The organism is Ktedonobacter racemifer DSM 44963 (assembly GCF_000178855.1).
Classification (GTDB): domain Bacteria; phylum Chloroflexota; class Ktedonobacteria; order Ktedonobacterales; family Ktedonobacteraceae; genus Ktedonobacter; species Ktedonobacter racemifer.
Map to the genome: position 1 here is coordinate 307,823 of NZ_ADVG01000005.1, position 18,963 is coordinate 326,785.

Consider the following 18,963-nt stretch of genomic DNA (forward strand, 5'->3'; position numbering starts at 1 on the left):
ATAATTAGCGCGTAAGAGCAATGAAATTATAATAGCTGTTATCTTATAAGGAGCCCCTGCATGCAACAAGGGAGCAGCATTACGCAAGCTGATGAGAAGAGCTGCACCTTCTGTCACAGCGCGACTATCGCGCCATATATTCTGAAGGAATCGCAAAACTTTCGTATCGTTACTGATCACGCCCCCTTGTCGAGGGCCACCTACTCATCATGCCAAAAGAGCACTATCGCTGTTATGGCGACTTGCCCGCCGCGTTGGATGAGGAACTTTTCACACTGAAGGACGATGTCAAACGCTTCTTCGAGCGCTTCTATGCCCCCATCATCTACTGGGAACACGGCATCTTCCGTCAGACGGTCTTCCATGCCCACCTGCACTGCTTCCCCTTTGGCGAGATCGTTTACGACCTCTCACAAAATATGCACGTACAGGTCGTCAAGCAGCAGGACGATATCCGCCAGTGGTTTCATCACCAGGGGCACTACTTCTACCTGGAAGACGCGCACCACGCCATGCTCTTCCCGCCAGAGCTTGAGCCTTATACACGTATTATTCAGGATGTCCTACGTCCAGGCGCCCTTGGTCGCAATGGACACACACAGTGGCGGTCCGTTCCCCAGCGCATCGAAGAGGGGAAGACCCTTATTCGCTCAACAATCGAGCGCTGGCAGATATTTCAGCAGCAAGAACAGGAGGCAGGGTATGCCAGTTGAACCACTCAAAAATGGCCTGGTCGCATGCGACGAGATCACGCTTCACTATGTCGAATGGGGCAAGGAGGGAACACCCATCATCTGCCTGCATGGCCTGACCGCCAATGCCTACTGCTTTCAAGCCTTCGCCGATGCCTTCTCGTCCAATCATCGCGTGATCGCCTATGATCTGCGTGGACGCGGCGATAGCGACAAACCACCGACCGGCTACAGCGTCCCCATTCATGCGCAGGACCTCGCGGCGTTCATTGACGCCCTTCAGCTTGAGCAGCCTATCATCATTGGGCACTCGCTGGGCGCACTCATCGCCCTCTACTTCGCCGCCCACTACCCCGATAAGCTGAGCAAGCTTGTGCTTATCGACGCGGGCGCGCCACTGCCCTGGAGCGGGCAGGACGATATGCCCACCTGGCTCAACGCAGCCATCGCGCGTCTGGGCGTCACGCTTCCTTCCTACCAGGACTACCTGGCGCGCCTCCAGCAAGCCCCCTACCTCGCTCCCTACTGGAACCAGTATATCGATCTCTATTTCGAGCACGATGTACGCATTGAGCAGGATGGCTCCGTCATCTCTAAGGCCTTTGCCCACGGCATCCTGGAGGAGGGCCTGAACTATCCCCAGGCCCAGCCCGAGGCCCAGTGGGAACAGATACAGGCGCCAACCCTCTTATTGCGCGCTGGGCAGGGTCTCTTTGGCGAGAATGATCAGCTACTCTCCCAGGAGGACGCAGAACGCATCCATCACACTATCGCTAACTGCGCCTACCGCGACCTCCCCAACCTCAACCACTACACCGTCATCTTCGGCGTCGATCCCGCCCCCGCCCGGGAGATCCAAAGCTTTATCGAACCCTAAATTGTAGGGTCCATGCTGGCATGGACTCCGAGCGAAGCGATCTCCCCTCGCGCAGGGGGGATCGGCCTGCGGACCGAAGAGAGCAATCCGTGCTTGAGATCAAGCTCGGACTGCTCTCCTTTTATCTGCTCATATCACACCTACCCACCTGGCGCGAAGTAAGGTATACTATCAACCAAACAACATATATGTGAGGTAAACATCTATGTCTCTCAAGATGTCCCTTCTTCGCGCCCTCCTCCTGCCCCTGATCCTCTCCCTGCTAATTGTCACACTTTTTGTGGCCCTACAACAACTCGATATACTCTATAATCTAATAGCTCTTTACTCATATATTTTCCTTTTACTGGCACTCAGTGGGACGCGCATCTGTAAAAAAGCACGCTCATCGCCACAAGTCAACACACAAGAGATCTGGCATCAAAGTACTTTCATCATTCTCGTCATGCTCTTTCTCTTTTTTACCCTCTTCTCTTCTTCGAGCGAGCACTTCCCCATGGTGATAACAGGGCTTTTGTCCCACTTCTTAGGAAGCACCTATGAAAATGCATCAAATACAATATATATTGTTCTCTCCTATGCAGTGCTCGTCCCTCATCTTAGCATCAATATCGCTTTGACAATCATCTGTCTACGCTGGAATAGCCAGCATACCCGTTATGCTCCTGCCATAAACCAGCTATCCCAAAGACCACAACCCCATATAGGCCAGGAAGTAGAAGATCAAAATCAGTAGAGGGGGATGTATTCGCCTCGCAAGCCAGTTTTGTGGTACATTACCAACACGATGACGAGGGGATTATCTTGCTCGTTTTCAAGACCTACTCTTATTTTGAAAGGACTAAGGATTCGATGGAGATTCGTAAAGTAGGCGTCATTGGTTGTGGCCTTATGGGGAGCGGAATCGCGCAGACGTGCGCCCAGGCTGGCTATGAAACGATCGTGCGCGAGGTCGCGCAGGACTTTCTCGATAAAGGTATGGCACGCATCCAGGGTGCCTGGGATATGATGCTTCAAAAGGGCAAGATCAACGAGGAGCAAGCTCGCGACTATAAGAACAACCTGCGCGGCACCCTCGATACCAAAGACCTGGCCGACTGTGACCTCGTCATCGAGGCGGTCATTGAGAATATGGAGGAGAAGCTGCGCCTCTTCCCAGCTCTCGATAATGCCCTCAAACCCGAGACCCTGATCCTCAGCAACACCTCTTCGCTCAATATCACGCAGATGGGCGCCGTCACCAAGCGCGCCGACAAGGTCTGCGGACTGCACTTCTTTAATCCCGCGCCTGTCATGAAGCTCGTCGAGATCGTGCGCACAATTTCTACCTCCGACGAGACCATTGAGACGGTGCGCGCCTTCGCCAAGTCGCTGGGCAAGACACCGGTCGTGGCCAAAGATACAGCGGGCTTTATCGTCAACTTCCTGCTCATCCCCTACCTCCTCGCCGCCGTTCGCATGTACGAGAATGGGCTGGCGAGCAAAGAGGATATCGATGCGGCCATGAAGCTGGGCTGTGGCTATCCTATGGGCCCGCTGACCCTGCTCGACTATGTGGGCCTCGATACCACGCTCTGGGCCGCTGAGGCGCTCTATGAGGAATTTAAAGAGCCGCTCTACGCGCCATCTCCCCTCCTGCGCCGCATGGTCAACTCCGGTATGCTTGGCCGCAAGAGCGGGCGCGGCTTCTACGAATACTAAACCTCATCAAGATAAAAAAGTCCGGCTTCCCCACAAGGGGGAAGTCGGCCCTCCTAAGCATCGCAGCTAGAGGCACCTCTATTTTACCACGTCCATAAGCTCCTACACCATTGAAACCATCACTTCTCCCAAACATACCACGCTGTAAAAAAGCGGGTGTTGTCGGCGTGCTCTTCGAGCACGCCGACAACACCCGCTTTTTTACAAGAAATACCATAAAAATAAGGGATGCAAGAGCGGCTTACATCCCTTAGGGTCTGGCCTCGTTACCTAGCCATTGGCAGGCAAAGGTCTTCTGCCGCGAGAAACGACCTTGCGGCGCTCACCCACAAACTTCTGCGGGATGGGTGACACTTCTTCATGATGGAACGAACCACTGGCATCGGTATTGATACCAGGATAGTTCGGGCCATAGTTGTAGTGTCCCGTCTGCGCAGGAGAGAGCTGCCCACGTCCAAACAGGGGGGTCCCGTTTAAGGACGGTAGCACGGGTTCAACCGCGTCGTCATATAGATCATCGGGAACCACATCGAGACCTCGATCCAGCAAGGTATCCTCACTGACGTTCAGGCGTACAATGCTTCCTTTGATGATCTCCTCAACAGCCTCATGAGGCACATAGAGCACTTTAGCGAACACATCTCCACGCTCAGCCAGAATATAGCGACCAAAACGCGCCTTGACAGTGCCAAGCCACTGCTCGTTCTTGTCCAGGACTTCCTGGCCAAGCTGGAAACGAGCGTTGGGATTGAAAACCTTATAGCGCTCTTTGGGTGCCGCCATGGGATCTTCCAGGGCCCAGCCCATAATACCGACGATGATAAATGGTGCGCCGATATAGGTAAGCAAGGCACTATCAGGAAGGCCCAACAATCCAGCGACTGTGACAAGAATCGCTGCACTCAGAATGAGTGGCCACAGGCTTGGATTGGGCAAGTGGATGTGATGCTCTTCCTCCGCGCTCTCAACCTCCGCCTCCTCAATGGCTGCGGAATGCTGCTTCAGCTCGTCTGCTATGAGACTAGCATTGTGAAGAGAACTATCCATAAGCTCCGTTTTTCCCTCAGAAAATTCCCTAGTGCATCTACCCTTGACCTCTTCGGTTCCTGCCGGGTATACTTCCTTACGAAGTGCGACTTTGAGCGGCCTGGCGCCAAAGCGTAGGCGTGTTCTCACCACGCTCCATAAGAAGATGCAACTAGAACTGTCCTATAGGTAAGCATAGCACAAGTCTCCAGATTTGACCAGATCGAACACAGCAATAGCTAGCAGCTCCCTCGTGCCTGCACGTTGTATACGCATACGCAAGTATGGTAGTATCTGAGCGAGAAAATGACAGGATAGGGCTTTAGCCCGCCGCAAGCCACGGTTCTTTCGACCGTGGTGAGGCGTGTTCTTGGGCTTGAGCCCTTGTCAAGCATAGTACTACATAGAACACATGTTTGACAATTTCACATCAGCAGAGTACTCTCTAAGAGAGATACCATCTACTTTGTGAGAGAAGGGACTGAACATGGCAAAAGCCACGAAAACCATCAGGCAGGCGTTACACTATCCGCCGCAGCATGCTGCCTACTTCGCGGCAAACCAGGTCCTCTTCAATCGCGTCGTGGCCTTTTATTTCGACTGTATCCAGGCACACGAAGGTCTTCTTGCCCTCAACAATAAGGAGGCCCTCACGACCCTGGAGAAACTCACGCATACAACGGAGTCCAACCCCCATCCGATCATGCCACTCACCGATCTCGCGCCAGATATCCCTGCGATGTTCCGACGCGCTGCTATCAATGCCGCGCTCGGCTCGGCTCGCTCCTTCTTCTCCTCTCTCAAAACATGGCGAGCACGGAAGCAGAAACACGAAGCCAAACAAACGAAGAAGGGCAAGAGGAGGCCGTTCAGGGTGCGGCCACCAGTCCCGCCCCGATCATGGAAGAAGTCAGCTCCCTTCTACGCAAGCCTTTGGCGCGAGCGTTGTACCCATTCTCTCATGCTCAAAGTCTGGACAGGCTCATGCTGGTCCTGGCTCAAACTACACACGCTCGGTCGCGATCTCCCTGATGGTGATCTGATGGGCAGTCCGCAACTCGTGCGCAAGGGAGATCGCTGGTGGTTGCATACCCCTCTCGAAAAGACCTTCGAGGCGCCCGCAAACGTCAGAGAGCAACTCGCCGCCGCCGATACACGTCTCTGCGCGGTAGACCTCAATCTTGATCATCACGTAGCTGTGTGCAGCGTCCAGACGGTTGACGGCACCATCCTGGCTACTTCCTTCATTGGGAATGGCACAGCGGTATCGGGCTGTAGGAAGCAACTGCTTGGACGTATTGCGTGCAACCGATCTCAGACTGGCATCATTGCCGAGAACGAACAGGACAACGCCGATCTCTGGGCCAAAATCAGGCATGTTGACGAGCAGATCGCGCACCTGGTGAGCAGCCGCATTGTCCAGTTCGCTCGAAAGAACGGAGCAAGCATACTGGTTTTTGAACACCTGGGGACTCTCAAACCAGAGAAGGGCAAATATTCCCGCCGTAGCAATAGGAAACGCGCCTACTGGATGAAGGGGCGCATCTTCCGCTACGCAAAGTACAAGGCGTGGAATGCAGGCGGTCTCATCACGACCCGTGTCAATCCGCGCCATACCAGCCGGGAATGCCATCGCTGTCATGGCCTGGTCGTGCGCTACAACCAGGGAGCCCCTCAGGAGGGCTATACTCCCGGCGCTGCCCTCTGCTTCTGCCCACAGTGCCAGATGCGCGACCATGCCGACAGAAATGCCAGCCTGAGAGTCGGACAGCGCTTGATCGAGCGTACGCAAGCACCTTTGAAGGAAAAGCCTCATGCTCTGACGCGACGTGCGAAGAGGGAGCCGAAAGGCTCAGGTGTTGGGATCTCCCAGGATGCCAAGCGCCAACGTCGGCCATCTACCGATGCGGCCAGGCGTGGAGATCATGCCAACGGGCATGGCACCGCCCAGAGAGGAAGGCGCCGGATGGGCGCGCCCCTCTCAGATATTGCGTCCCAACTACGGATTCACTTTGAGTAGTGGCTACGCCACCTATCTCACGAATCCGACTACGGCACAGTGTCAGAAGCTGCTCGGCTTTAGCCGACGCGGAGTGTCACAGGAGATCACTATGTTTACTGCGAAGCAACGCGACCACGTACGTAACTACGTCGTGGAAATGGCGCAGGCTGATCCGCGAGTCACAGGGGGCGCGCTCATCGGCTCTACAGCGGCTGGAGTTGAGGATAGCTGGTCCGACATCGATGTCACCTTTGGGATCGCCACCGGTAACACAATTGAGACCGTCATTGATGATTGGACACAGAAGCTTGAGCAAGAATTCGGCGTACTCCATCATTTCGACCTGCACGCTGGCTCCAGCCTCTACCGCGTGTTTCTTCTCCCCAATGGCCTGGAGATCGACGTCTCCGCAACTCCTGAAGGAGATTTCGGCGCACGCGGGCCACACTTCCACACCCTCTTTGGCAGGGCGCAGCAACAGTTAAACACTCCACCACCGCCAGATACCAGCCACATGATTGGGCTGTGCTGGCACCATATCTTCCACACTCGTTCATGCATTGAGCGCCGCAAACCCTGGCAGGCTGCATACTGGATCAGTGAGGTCCGTAATCACACGCTTGCCCTTGCATGCATCCGTCTGGGAGAGAGCGCGGCCCACGGACGCAGCGTTGATAAGCTTCCCGCAGACGTCACTAATTCGTTCGCAGATACGCTAGTGCGCTCACTCGATGAGCAAGAGTTACGTCGGGCTCTCGCGGCAGTGACAATGTGCCTGATCGCTGAAATAGAGCAATGGGACACTACGCTCTGCGCTCGTCTTCAACCACTCCTGCAAGAGTTTGGCGCTCTCCAGGTCAAGGTTTAAGAGCAGGGGACTTTTGTGTAATGTACATAGCTAAAATTAGCACCCTAGTTGTAAAAGAGTAGTTCGATCTGCTATCATCAGGTGAATGTGTCTTTTAGAAGGGCTGGTGAAGTGTGCAGGATTTAGAGCAACATTTAAAGCATTATTTTGGCTATGAGGCGTTCCTCCCTGGGCAGCGCGAGGTGATTGAGCAGGCGCTCTCAGGGCGCGACGCCTTCGCCTTGATGCCAACAGGCGCGGGCAAATCCCTCATCTATCAACTCTCAGGACTCTTACTCAATGGAGTCAGTATCATAATCTCGCCCCTGATCGCGCTCATGCAGGACCAGGTCGACCGCCTGAAGACCAATGGTATCCCCGCAACCTTCCTCAATAGCGCCTTGAGCGCGAGCGAACGCTCACAGCGCGAGCGCGAGATCCTTCAGGGCAAGCTCAAACTCGTCTATGTCGCGCCTGAGCGCCTCCTGACCCAGACCTTTCTGACCTTCCTCGACGAGGTACAGGAGCGCGTCGGCCTGGGCCTGATCGCCGTCGACGAGGCTCACTGTGTTAGCGAGTGGGGACATGACTTCCGCCCGGAGTATCGCCAGTTGGGGCGTTTACGTGTACGCTATCCTCAGGTTCCGGCAATGGCCCTGACCGCGACCGCGACCGAGCGCGTACAAGAGGATATTCTCACGCAACTCAAACTGAACGATCCCTATGTGGAGGTCGCCAGCTATAACCGCCCCAACCTCTACTACGAGGTGCGCCAGAAGCATCAGAATACTTATAGCGAACTGGTCCAGTTTCTACGCGAGCAGTCCGACGCACCAGTGATTATCTACTGCCAGAGCCGCAAAAACGTCGATACCATCGCTGATTCGCTGCAACACCACGGCATTCGTGCCCTCCCCTATCACGCGGGCCTGAGCACCGATGAGCGCACGCGCAACCAGGATAGTTTTATCCACGATGATGTCCCCGTGCTGGTAGCGACCATCGCCTTTGGCATGGGCATAGCCAAGCCGGATGTGCGCGCCGTCATTCACTACGATATGCCCAAGAGCCTGGAGGGCTACTACCAGGAATCGGGACGTGCCGGGCGCGATGGCCTGGAGGCACGCTGCATCCTCTTCTACCAGCATGGCGACCGCATGAAGTACGAATTTATCCTCGCCCAGAAAGAGGATGAGCACGAGCTTTTGAAAGCCCGCCAGCAGATTCAGCAGGTCATCACCTATAGCGAGAGTACCGGCTGCCGCCGCAAGGCCCTGCTGGCCTATTTTGGCGAGAATTTTACCGAGGAGAACTGCGGCAACTGCGATAACTGCCTGCGCCCGGTCACGCTGGAGGATCGCACCATCGACGCGCAGAAGTTCATCTCTTGCGTCTCCCGCACCCAGCAACGCTATGGCATGCGCTATATCATTGAGATCCTGCGCGGCGCGAATACCAAGAAGATTCGCGACATGGGCCACGACCAGCTCACCACCTATGGCATTGGCAAGGACCTGAGCGCCGACGAATGGACGCGCCTGGGACGCGCACTCCTGCAACAGGAACTCATTAGCGAGACCCAGGATGGCTACCCCGTGCTCAAGCTCAACAGGCTCTCAGCCGAGATCCTGCGCCGCCAGCGCATAGTCGAGATCCCCGCCATCGCCAGCGAACAGCGCCAGAACAGCAAACGCAACGCGCCCCAGGTCGAACTCAAGCCCGAGGAATGGGGTCTCTACCATCACCTGCGCGAGTTACGTAAGCGCCTGGCCGACGAGTACAACATCGCTCCCTACATCATCTTCTCCGATAACAGCCTGCAAGTCATGGCCCAGCAACGTCCGCAGACGCAGAAGCAGTTCGCCGCCATCCCCGGCGTGGGCGACCGCAAGCTAGAGGCCTTCTTCTCGCCCTTCACACACGCCATCGAGGACTACTGCGATCAGCACAACATGGAGGTGGGCCTGGAGAGCGCCGAAGAGCCCAAGACCACGAAGGAAGAAACGCCCCTCGTCCGCAAACGTAGCTCCCAGGAGAGCTATCGCGCCTCCCTGGAGCTCTACCAGCAGGGATACAGCATCGAAGAGATCGCCCAGCAGCGCGGCTTCGTCCCCAGCACCATCATCAACCATCTATCAGCCCTCATCGAGGCCGGCGAAGAGGTCGACGTCTCACCCCTCATCCAGGCCGGACACTACGAAGACATCGCCAACGTCTACCAGCAGGTCGGCATGGAGGTCCTCAAGCCCGCCAAAGAACTACTGGGCGACGCCTACAGCTATGAAGAGCTGCGCCTCGTGCGCTCCCTCATCCGCCGCGAACAAGAGTCACTCCAGAACACCTCAACGCCATAGGTTAAAAACGCCATCGTGGTAAGGGGTATCTAGTGATGGACTGGCCTCGCCAGTCCATCACTAGATACCCCTTACCACGATGAGCGCCGCATGCGCGAAGACGCTCCTCAGCGTTCCCTTCCTTATTGACAGACAGCTATATACTAAGAAGCATCAGACTCAGCAATAGATTAAAAGGGGAAACAAACGCATGGCAGCGAAACTCAATCAGATTATCGCCGTTGAAAAAGGCACGAAAAGCCGCACCTTTCAGGAGTTGACGGAGGCACATCACGCCCTCCAGAAGCCAACCCTGCTCTCTGGTATCTCCAGAACCTACCGTCCCAAGGATGAGGAGGGCGAACAGCTTCCACCGGAGTCCACCCGCGTGCAAGTCAAAGCGGAAGACATCATCCGCAAAACCATCGAAACACTCACCAAGCTCTTCGATGTCACCGCGACCAAAGACTGGGCCAATTGCGTCGCCAAGGCAGATGTCGTTGTTGATGGCAAGGTCCTCCTCGCGCAGGTTCCCGCGACCTACCTGCTCTTCCTGGAGAAGCAGCTAGTCGATCTACATACCTTCGTCAAAAAACTGCCCATCCTGGATGCCTCTGAGAGCTGGAACTTTGACGCCTCCGCCGACAACTGGGCGACCGAACCAGTTCAGACCACCAGGACCAAGAAGGTGCCACGCAACCACGTCAAAGCCGAGGCCACCGAGAAGCATCCCGCGCAGGTCGAGGTCTACTACGAGGACGTTATTGTTGGCTACTGGCGCACCGTCAAGTTCTCCGGGTCGCTACCCGCCCGGCGCGTCAACGAGCTGCTTGCCCGGGTTGAAAAGCTCCAGGAGGCAGTCAAATTCGCGCGTGAAGAGGCCAACAGCATCGAGGTCACGGAGCAGAAACTCGGCGAGAAGGTCTTTAACTACCTCTTCGCCTGAGCGGCTAGCTTCGCTCACACGATTGAAATGAAGGCTTGCAATTTCGCGCCCCTTGCATTAGACTGGAAGGCGGAGTACAGACTGAGACTGAAGTTCATATTGATAGATGCAGACGTCACAGGGCAAGTTCGAATCCTGCACCCGCCATATCGGGGCGGGGTAGCCCAGCGGCAGAGGCAGCGTCGGCGTCGCCCCAGAATGAGACTCTCACTCCAGCCTCAGTATTCATCGCCGAACCTCAAGTCAAGGGTTGAGGCCGCTAATCGTCGGATGCCCGTGCAATTCAGGCCCGCTCCGCCATATCTTCACATGGAGCGGTAGTTTAATAGTAAAACACGACGATCTTAAACTGAGCCTACAACTTAAACGTATTGGGGTGCGCAATTGGGCGATACACGCGGGACCCAGGATCGGCCATTTCCTGGGTCCCAACCCTTTTTGGCCTCCAGGGTGACGTCCCCCGTGGGGGCCTTGCTCGGCTCATAGGCAATCACCACGCGGTGGTGTCCATCAGCCATGGGGAAGTAGGCAATGAAATTGCCCTGATGGAGAAAGAAGAAAATCTCCTCGGAGGGCAAGTCCCAGGTCAAGCGCACATTGCCCACGGCAAAACTCCGTTCAAAAGTGGTCCCGGCGAACTGGAGTCCGAGCACATGACGGACCGTACTGTGTGCCCCGTCACAGCCGACCACAAAGCCCACCCGGACGCGTTCTTCTTGCCCATCAGGATGGCACAGCACGGCCTCCACCCCCTCTTCGTCCTGCGTGAGCTGGACGAGTTCCCGCCGCCATTCAATGGCCCCACCCTGACTCTGCAAATGTTCCGTCAGCATGTGTTCCGTCTCATGCTGTGGCAGCAGCAAGATATAGGGATAGGGGGTCCTCAGCAAGTGCTTCCCAAAGTCGATGCGGATGAGGAGCTTGCCACCACTATATGTGTTCGTGAAAGAGGCCGTGAGTCCGTGCTCGATGGCGGTGCGCGCCACGCCCATCTTCGTGAAGAGTTCCAGGGTTCTCGCCTGGATGCCCACGGCTTTGGTCTTCTGCTCGGCCTGCAGCGCGCTATCGATGATGCGGCAGCGGATGCCCCGGCGCAGCAGGTCGTTCGCCAGCGCCAGGCCAACCGGCCCCGCTCCAACGATCAACACATCAGGAGTGGCAGCAGTCAGGGGCACATCACTCATCTTAGTGCATCCTTTCGTATGGGAATATGGATCCTCATTTTACCTATTCCCTGATTTCCTTGGCCTCATATTTCTCCAACTTGAAAGGACTTGATGCCGCTTGCTGGAGAAATGCGAAGAATTGGCGCACATGCGGAGTCCGCACATGCTTTTCCAGGGCCTCAGGGCTTGTCCATACCTCAAAGCTGAAGAAACTATACTGCTCGTCCAGAGGTTCGTAAAAGGTATCCATTTTGTATAAGTAACCATCACAAAGTATCATCATCTCTTGCATATCTCAAGCAGATAGAGTATACTTGGATGTATGAAGTTATCGAGTTATGCCAAGAAGATTGGGATCAGTTATAACAGCGCCTGGCGTATGTGGAAACGCGGCCAGATTCCCGGCTATCAATTGCCCACCGGCACCGTGATCATTGATCCGCCAGAGCTTCGCTCGGTTCCGGTCCACGCCGTCGCTGTGTATGCTCGTGTTTCAAGCAGCGAAAACAAAGACAACCTGGAAAGGCAAGCCGAGCGGCTGGTGACCTGGTGCAATGCCCAAGGCTGGTCGGTCAGCAAAGTCGTCAAAGAGTGCGGCAGTGGCATCAACGATCAGCGGCCCAAGTTTCTGGCGCTGCTGGCAGATCCCAAAATCGGGCAGATCGTGGTTGAACACAAAGATCGCGCTTCTCGCTTTGGCGTGGCCTATATTCAGACCTTGTTGGCTATGCAAGGACGGAAACTGGTCATCGTCAACACCGCTGATACCGCCGACGATGATCTCATGGGCGATTTTATCAGCATCATTCCCTCGTTTTGCGCTCGTCTTTATGGTCGCAGACAAGCCAAACGCAAGACGGAACAAGTGCTAGCGGCTTTGCAGCAGAATGGACCCGCCTGTGAGCAAGAAGCCCCAAAAAGCCTCGCTTGATGAGAAAAAAAAGCGCAAGCGCAAAAAGAAGACGAAGCAGACCATCACTCGAGCGGTGACCCATATCCGTCTCATTGAGGCCAATCCTGGCAAACTTGAGGCGCTCGATCAGCTTGTGGCGGTTTACTTGCCGCTGTGCCAACAGTACACCACCCTGTTTTGCGAGGCCGAGACAAGCCCGGACAAGTACCAAGAAACCGTCTTCAAAACCGATCTTTCCGACCGCTTGCATCGAGTGGCAATACAGCAAGCCGCAGGCATTGCCAAAAGCGTTCGCACGAATCGAGCGAACGCCTATCAGGCGTACCTGGAAGATGTGGCTGATTACGCTCAGGCCAAGGCTCAGGCGGAAGGCCGGATGTCCGCCTTCAAACGCCGCGAACCGACCTGGACCGAATGGGATCTCCCTGTGCTGCGTGTGCCAGTCATCCAAGCCAATGTCAACGTGGTGGTGCTCGAGAAGTCGGAGGACTCCACGTTCGACTACTGGCTGCGCGTGTCCACCTTAGATGTCGGGAATCCGCTTCGAGTCCCAGTCAAACTCGCCTCCTATCACAAACGAGCACTCGAAGGCCGCACGCTCAATGCATCCACAACACTTCACAAGCGCAATGGAGTCTGGTGGCTGACGCTCTCCTTTGACGAGGACGTTCCTCTTCAAACCAAGCCTGACGCCCCTACAGTAGGCGTCGATGTGGGCATTGCCCATTTCCTCACGACCTCCACCAATAAAGCGTATGGCAGTTTTCATGGCAAGATGGCCCGACAGCACAAGCACGATCGGGAAAAGCGTCGCCGCAAGGCGAAACTGCGAGCCTGTCTGGAAAAGAAAGGCGTCCCAAAGGGCAAGCTTCCTTCGACAAGTTCTGAAACGTCGCAACGCTTGAGCCGTCACGTCAAGCAAGAGATCAACCGGGCGGTCAATGCGTTGGTCAAAGATCATCGAGATGCCAGACTCATTTATGAGGACCTCAATGTGGCCTCGATGCGCTTCAAAGCAAGGGTGATGAACAGTTATCTGTATGCTTCTCACCTGGGGCATATCCCAGAGCAGCTGGCCTGGGCCGCCGCCAAACAGGGCATGGCAGCCCACACGGTCCGAGCCGCCTATTCCTCTCAGGAATGCCCCCGCTGCCATTATGTCGATCGCGCTAATCGGCCGAACCAGAAAACCTTCAAGTGCCTGGTCTGTGGTTACGCAGACCAGGCCGACCGCACAGACGCTCGCGGGACGCTGGGGGGATCGGAAACTGGCGGCATGTCGCTCGACCTCGGAGGTCAAGGCGCTCCTCATGACGCGGCATGAAGCGTGGAAACAGCAGAATCAGCAGAGGATCCAGGATGCCGGGCCTCCCGTCCAGTTGAGCTTCTGGGATCCCCCAGAGATGTTCCTGGAATCATCTCACGAGTGAACCTCTCTCAGTAGAGAGAGGTGCATAGGATGCTCGTAGTGCATCCTCCCGCCTAGTCCGCTGTTTGGTAAACAGGCGTAGGTTAAAGTGAGAAGGATAATCATTGCAATAGATGGTTATGCTTTGATCAACTATAGCGGACGCATCCTTCATCTGCTCGTGATTTCGCGACCAGTTCTTTGACGATGCGCACGGCCTCTTCCCAGCGCTCTGACGTGATTTTTGATGTTCCTGTAATAATGATCATTGAGGACTCCTCCTCCCAGATTCATGCAAAACTTGTATTATGTCTTCCTTCGCGACATTCTTGTCCGCTGTGATTTCCTGTGCTTCCCAGAGGGAAGAAGTGCCCTCGCGGCCTGGCGAGACAAGCGACTTTTTCCGAGACAAGCGAGCCACCTCTCGTGTGGAAAAAACAAGGCATGTGCAACGCATCGCTTCCACGTTTTTCCTTCAGATCCGATAGTTGTGTGTACGTGTAAAGCCTGCCCGTTTATTGACTCCGGATTTAGACTCATTTGAAACCCATCAAAGAGGGCCGATCTGTGCTCAAATTGCTCAACTTGTTGCCCATCCTGTGGGAACAGAGGGGGACCTCTGTCTACCATATGCTGGCAACAGAGCCACCATCAACACGAAGGTTGATTCCGTTGATAAATGAAGCGGCCTCAGAGGCCAGAAATACCACGGCTGAAGCCACCTCTTCCGGTGTGCCGGGTCGACCAAGCTCGATATGGGCCTGGTGACACTACCCTCGACCGGAGGCGGCGTTCCTGGTTGTCTTAGATCATGCATGTTTTTCGCCTTTTTTTGCCATGGCAAAAAAAGCTTTTCTTCCTGTCTCTTCATTCCACCTCCCTGCCAGTGTATCATCGCAGGCGATCCTCAGCCGCACAGCGGATGGTACAATCCGATCGTTTTTAAATCGTCTCTCAAAGCTTTGGCAGGGTCTCATAGGTTGTAACCGTGGCGAAACCATAGATGAAATGGAACAAGAAGTCCGAGAGCCATCCTGAGACTCCCCATGTTTTCGGATCGCTCACCTTGAGTTTCACCAGTGGAATATCGCTTGCCGCCATTGAGGCCAGGCCAACCAGTGTGCTGGCAAGAGGGATCGATACCTCATCGTGATGGCGTCGTGACCGAATCAAGCCATAGATAACTCCTGTACCAAGTCCATTGGTATAGCCTAACAAAGCGCCGAGTCCGCTTTCCCGGTTCTGAACTGTTGAATCATTCCCTTGCGATGAAAGTGGTAGATGCAGCATGGTAGCCAAAACATCCACCATCTTAGCAGGGGTATTACTTGAAGAGCGACCACGAAGAGCCATGTCAGCGTAGCCTGCGATGTCAAGTACCACCGTTCCTACTGCTCCAGCAAGAAGGCCTCTCAAGACAGGATGTCGCACGTTGTTTCTCCTTTCTGTCTTGTTCTGTCATGGCAGGGCTGTGGAAAGTCTATTTCTTTCTTGCCAATGCATGTAGCAGTTACCTTATCTATAAGGGCACACGTTTTTCAGAGGGATTTTGTAGCAGGGCAACTATCATAGTCGAGAAGCATGCAGTCTCTCCCAAGGCGGTGAAGAAGCCGAAGGAGGCAGGGAATCTGCCATCGTGAGGCTGTTTGGAGGAGCAATCTCAACTCAGGAAAATATGAGCAGCTTTTGTAACCGTCGTAAGCTTCAACAAAGAGAACTTCACAAAGGCCATGCTAAGCGAGCAAAAGAGAGGTGATTGTCGCTCTGTGCTTCAATAGCAGGCCAGAATCGCGTTAAAAGACTCCCAACTGCGTCGAAACCTGGAGAGCGCTACGCACACAATTCGTGCCAATCGCGCGAAAGCTGTGGCAGAAATGCCCAATTGGGAGCAGTTGCGTGAGGCCGAGCGAGCCACGAAAGAGCGTGCCCTGCGTCATCTGGACACCTACTTTCTCCAGTTGGAGGAGTCGGTCCAACGCGAAGGGGGACACGTTCACTGGGCCTGTGATGGGCAGGAAGCGGTCGAAACCGTCGATGCACCCTGCAAGCGAGGAGAAGCGACCTTAACGATCGAGGCATTGCAAAAATATGCGCTGCCTGCTGATCTGCGAGCACGGATGGAAAGAGAGGCACGTACAGGCGAATTCAAGGTGGAACAGGCCAGAACCCAGAGTGAGCAAGACTTAAAAATGCTGCTTGGAAATCCAACGCCTGTTCCTGGTGCTACTCACCATCTACCAAGCTCGTTCACGGCTCCGGAATCGATGAAACAGACATCAAAGTCAACAGACACAAAAACGCGTTGAGCGCGCTGCAGCCCGCGATGTTGTAGGCGAGCAGGTACAAGCGTCCAAAACATCTAAATGCGTCTTCTCTGGAGTCGTTCCCATTGACCTCAAACAGTTTTTGAACAGCGGTGTCACACTGGTTGAATGCCCCAACTGTGCAAGCACACGCACCCTTGAACCTCGCAATGGAATGCTCCGGTTTCCGTCTCATGCCAAGCGCAAAACCCGAACCTCCAATACTGAGCAGCAATGGGCCATGGTCCTTGATGTCCTCAAGCAGACAGCGGTGGTCACTCCTCGTCAACAAGCCGATCTGGGGCACGCGCGGCAGCGGGGGTATGGAGCCGATTTTACCCTGGTCTTAATGTACAAGGAATTTCACCTCATGCTCAATTCTGCCGTCTAAGTTCTCACTTGAGAGCAAGCAATTTCAGGTTGGTGCTTCCCACTTGGCGCTGGAGGAGGCCCGGTCGGCGGAGGCTTTTCTCAGGGTTGCTCTAGCACCCATTGTGAAATGCCTCTCCAAAAGAGCGAGCGAGGATTACTCTCGCGTTTGCGAGAGGTCATAGAGTGGAATGAGAAGGTATGGTGCGTCAGAGTCATATTGAAGCTTATCGACATGAGCACGCCCTCACAAGCGGTCTGATGTACTTCTGTCATGGACGGAGGCAATGGACTCTTTTCTCTCGTGCGAGAAACCAAGAAGAGGAGCATCATTGATGACAACGATTTCGGCATCTCTCGAACCAGCGCTCACTGGAGCCGTCACCACAACCTACACCGTTGGAAATTACCTCGCAACCCGGTTCGAACACATTGGCTTGAGACACTACTTCATGGTCCCAGGGGACTACAATCTCATTCTGCTCGACCAACTTCTGTGGAATAAGAATCTGCAACAAATTGGCTGCTGCAATGAACTCAATGCTTCGTATGCAGCTGAAGGCTATGCACGTGTCAATGGCGTTGGAGCGATCGTGACGACGTTCAATGTGGGGGCCTTTTCGGCCTTCAATGGCGTGGCCGGGGCCTATGCTGAAAGCTTGCCAGTAATTTTTGTTTCTTCAAGCTACAACACCAATGATCCAGGCGCGAACCATCTCCTCCATCATACGCTCGGCACGCACGATTTTTCGTATCAATATGAGGCGTTCCGGCAAGTGACCTGTGCCGCCGTTCGGATTCTTCATGCCGAAAATGCGCCTTCGCTAATTGATCATGCCATTCTGACGGCTTTACGTGAACGCAAACCAGCCTACATTGAGATTGCGTGCAATCTCTCGGACGCCCCCTGCCCTCGACCGGTCCCGTTCGACCCCCTTCAGTGTTCGCAATCAGGCAGCACACAGGCCTTGCACGCCGCAGTGGAAACAGCTGCGGCCTTCCTCAACAACGCGAAGAAACCGCTGCTCTTAGCCGGAGTTCATCTTCGGACCTGTGGAGCGATCGATGCCTTCCGTGAGTTCGCCGAAGCGCTTGGATGTGGGGTAGCGGTTATGCCCAATGCGAAGGGATTCTTCCCCGAGGACCATCCCCAATTCATCGGTATCTACTGGGGAGGTGTCAGTAGTCCAGGTTGTGAACCCGTCGTGGATTGGGCCGATATGATCCTGGCTGCTGGACCGATGTTTACGGATTATACGACGGTCGGCTGGACTGCCTTGCCACCCCGTGAGCAGATGATCAAAGCTGATCCTCGGCATGTGCACTTCCCCCATGCAGAGTATACGGACGTTCCCTTAGCCGATTTCCTCTCAGCCCTGGCCAAACAGGTGCGCAAAAATGACAAAACTTTGACCCAATACCAACGCGAAAGGCGGAAAACGTCTGCGGAGACAGAGGTCCGTGAGACTGATACAAGTGCTCCACTGACACGAGTGGAGTTGTGCCGCCAGATCCGGAGCGATCTCGATGAGAAGACCACGCTGCTCGTTGAAACAGGTGATGCCTGGTTCAATGGGATGTTTCTGCATCTACCCGATGGGGCTCGCTTTGAAATTGAGATGCAATGGGGATCGATCGGCTGGGCTGTTCCGGCCACGTTCGGCTATGCTATGGGACTGGAACCTGATCGACGGTTGGTCTCCATCATCGGCGATGGCTCCTTCCAGCTGACAGCTCAGGAAGTGGCGAATATGATTCGGTATGGCCAGAACAATCTCATTTTTCTCGTCAATAATCGTGGGTATGTCATCGAATCCGAAATCCATGATGGTCCATACAACTACATTAAAAATTGGGATTACTCTGGTCTGATCTCGGCATTAAATGCCGAAGATGGCCAGGGGCTGGGCCTAAAGGCAACAACGGGAAGAGAACTGGCCGATGCGATCAAAAAAGCGCGCAATCATCGGGGGGGCCCCGTCCTCATCGAGTGCCAGATTGCGCATGATGATTGTAGTCCTCAACTCCTGAAGTGGGGAACCAAAGTGGCTCTTGCCAATGAGTATTCTCCTCGGCAGATTTGAAGGGGTGTCATAGTTAATCACTCCAACCCTGGCTTTGGTCCAATGGAGTACGGTGCTCCTGGCCATTCTTCTCCTCAATATCTATAGCCTGTGGAAGGAGCACACATTTGCTGGGCATCCTGGTCGGGATGGGCAACTATTTTCTCGCCATTGCCTGTGCAATTGCCATCACTGCCTTGCTAGTATGTATCTCCTTTGGAAAACGGAACTGATTACGTTTATCAGCAAACTCACCGTGACCGAGATTCGCAGTGCACTTCTCCTCGCCTTTATTACCGCGGTCGTCTATCCCTAGC

At 54.8% G+C, this 18,963-nt stretch carries 17 protein-coding genes and 2 pseudogenes; 13 read left to right on the plus strand and 6 right to left on the minus strand.

Annotated features, from left to right (window positions below; translation table 11 throughout):
* Positions 1–191: 191 nt before the first annotated feature.
* The 3 genes and pseudogenes from KRAC_RS73275 to KRAC_RS55490 all read left to right on the plus strand — a co-directional run.
* A pseudogene (locus tag KRAC_RS73275) lies at positions 192–713 on the plus strand (HIT family protein); the annotation flags it as partial.
* Entirely contained in the window at positions 703–1,569 is an 867-nt protein-coding gene (locus KRAC_RS55480; RefSeq protein WP_007922158.1) for an alpha/beta fold hydrolase, read from the plus strand. The pseudogene KRAC_RS73275 and the gene KRAC_RS55480, both read left to right, overlap by 11 nt.
* An 852-nt stretch (positions 1,570–2,421) precedes the next feature.
* Positions 2,422–3,270 carry a 3-hydroxyacyl-CoA dehydrogenase family protein gene (locus tag KRAC_RS55490; protein WP_007922161.1) on the plus strand — a complete coding sequence of 283 codons (849 nt, stop codon included), beginning with the start codon at positions 2,422–2,424 and terminating at the stop codon, positions 3,268–3,270.
* A 270-nt stretch (positions 3,271–3,540) separates the two neighbouring features.
* Here KRAC_RS55490 and KRAC_RS55495 read toward each other — a convergent pair whose 3' ends face one another.
* Positions 3,541–4,317: a hypothetical protein gene (locus KRAC_RS55495; protein ID WP_040448507.1), complete on the minus strand. Its 777-nt coding sequence runs from the start codon at positions 4,315–4,317 to the stop codon at positions 3,541–3,543.
* Between the two features lie 466 nt (positions 4,318–4,783).
* Between KRAC_RS55495 and KRAC_RS55500 the strand changes: the two genes are divergently transcribed.
* From KRAC_RS55500 to KRAC_RS55515, 4 genes are all read left to right on the plus strand, one after another.
* Complete coding sequence (locus KRAC_RS55500) at positions 4,784–6,316, plus strand: zinc ribbon domain-containing protein (RefSeq protein WP_007922176.1); 1,533 nt, start codon at positions 4,784–4,786, stop codon at positions 6,314–6,316.
* A 91-nt stretch (positions 6,317–6,407) separates the two neighbouring features.
* A complete protein-coding gene (locus KRAC_RS55505) occupies positions 6,408–7,166 on the plus strand; it encodes a hypothetical protein (RefSeq protein WP_007922178.1) in 759 nt (252 codons plus the stop codon).
* 113 nt (positions 7,167–7,279) lie between these two features.
* Positions 7,280–9,499 (plus strand): DNA helicase RecQ, encoded by a 2,220-nt coding sequence (gene recQ, locus KRAC_RS55510; protein WP_007922179.1) that lies wholly within the window; start codon positions 7,280–7,282, stop codon positions 9,497–9,499.
* A gap of 190 nt (positions 9,500–9,689) precedes the next feature.
* A complete protein-coding gene (locus KRAC_RS55515; RefSeq protein WP_007922180.1) occupies positions 9,690–10,424 on the plus strand; it encodes a DUF7873 family protein in 735 nt (244 codons plus the stop codon).
* A gap of 362 nt (positions 10,425–10,786) precedes the next feature.
* On the opposite strand, the gene KRAC_RS55520 is transcribed toward KRAC_RS55515, so the two are convergent.
* Together KRAC_RS55520 and KRAC_RS80585 are read right to left on the minus strand one after the other, a co-directional pair.
* Entirely contained in the window at positions 10,787–11,608 is an 822-nt protein-coding gene (locus KRAC_RS55520; protein WP_007922182.1) for an FAD-dependent monooxygenase, read from the minus strand.
* 43 nt (positions 11,609–11,651) lie between these two features.
* Entirely contained in the window at positions 11,652–11,882 is a 231-nt protein-coding gene (locus tag KRAC_RS80585) for a putative quinol monooxygenase (protein ID WP_157508271.1), read from the minus strand.
* A gap of 30 nt (positions 11,883–11,912) precedes the next feature.
* Here KRAC_RS80585 and KRAC_RS55530 point away from each other — a divergent pair, with 30 nt between their 5' ends.
* Together KRAC_RS55530 and KRAC_RS55535 are read left to right on the plus strand one after the other, a co-directional pair.
* The gene (locus tag KRAC_RS55530; RefSeq protein WP_007918819.1) at positions 11,913–12,521 is read left to right on the plus strand and encodes an IS607 family transposase; all 609 of its coding nucleotides are present in this window, start codon (positions 11,913–11,915) and stop codon (positions 12,519–12,521) included.
* Positions 12,478–13,933: pseudogene (locus KRAC_RS55535) on the plus strand (zinc ribbon domain-containing protein). The gene KRAC_RS55530 and the pseudogene KRAC_RS55535 overlap by 44 nt, the downstream one beginning before the upstream one ends.
* A gap of 127 nt (positions 13,934–14,060) precedes the next feature.
* Here the strand turns inward: KRAC_RS55535 and KRAC_RS80590 are convergent.
* The 3 genes from KRAC_RS80590 to KRAC_RS55540 all read right to left on the minus strand — a co-directional run bounded on the left by KRAC_RS80590 (position 14,061) and on the right by KRAC_RS55540 (position 15,342).
* A complete protein-coding gene (locus tag KRAC_RS80590; protein ID WP_007922185.1) occupies positions 14,061–14,180 on the minus strand; it encodes a putative quinol monooxygenase in 120 nt (39 codons plus the stop codon).
* Between the two features lie 354 nt (positions 14,181–14,534).
* Positions 14,535–14,666 carry an SDR family oxidoreductase gene (locus KRAC_RS68445; RefSeq protein WP_083815252.1) on the minus strand — a complete coding sequence of 44 codons (132 nt, stop codon included), beginning with the start codon at positions 14,664–14,666 and terminating at the stop codon, positions 14,535–14,537.
* A gap of 199 nt (positions 14,667–14,865) precedes the next feature.
* Positions 14,866–15,342: a hypothetical protein gene (locus KRAC_RS55540; RefSeq protein ID WP_007922186.1), complete on the minus strand. Its 477-nt coding sequence runs from the start codon at positions 15,340–15,342 to the stop codon at positions 14,866–14,868.
* A 443-nt stretch (positions 15,343–15,785) separates the two neighbouring features.
* On the opposite strand from KRAC_RS55540, the gene KRAC_RS55545 reads away from it, so the two are divergent.
* From KRAC_RS55545 to KRAC_RS64535, 4 genes are all read left to right on the plus strand, one after another.
* Positions 15,786–16,217, plus strand: a complete 432-nt coding sequence (locus KRAC_RS55545) for a hypothetical protein (protein WP_040448510.1) — start codon at positions 15,786–15,788, stop codon at positions 16,215–16,217.
* 238 nt (positions 16,218–16,455) lie between these two features.
* Complete coding sequence (locus tag KRAC_RS73280) at positions 16,456–16,605, plus strand: hypothetical protein (protein WP_157508273.1); 150 nt, start codon at positions 16,456–16,458, stop codon at positions 16,603–16,605.
* Between the two features lie 313 nt (positions 16,606–16,918).
* The gene (locus KRAC_RS55555; RefSeq protein ID WP_007922190.1) at positions 16,919–18,667 is read left to right on the plus strand and encodes an alpha-keto acid decarboxylase family protein; all 1,749 of its coding nucleotides are present in this window, start codon (positions 16,919–16,921) and stop codon (positions 18,665–18,667) included.
* A gap of 52 nt (positions 18,668–18,719) precedes the next feature.
* Positions 18,720–18,962: a hypothetical protein gene (locus KRAC_RS64535; protein WP_052569395.1), complete on the plus strand. Its 243-nt coding sequence runs from the start codon at positions 18,720–18,722 to the stop codon at positions 18,960–18,962.
* Position 18,963 lies beyond the last annotated feature (1 nt).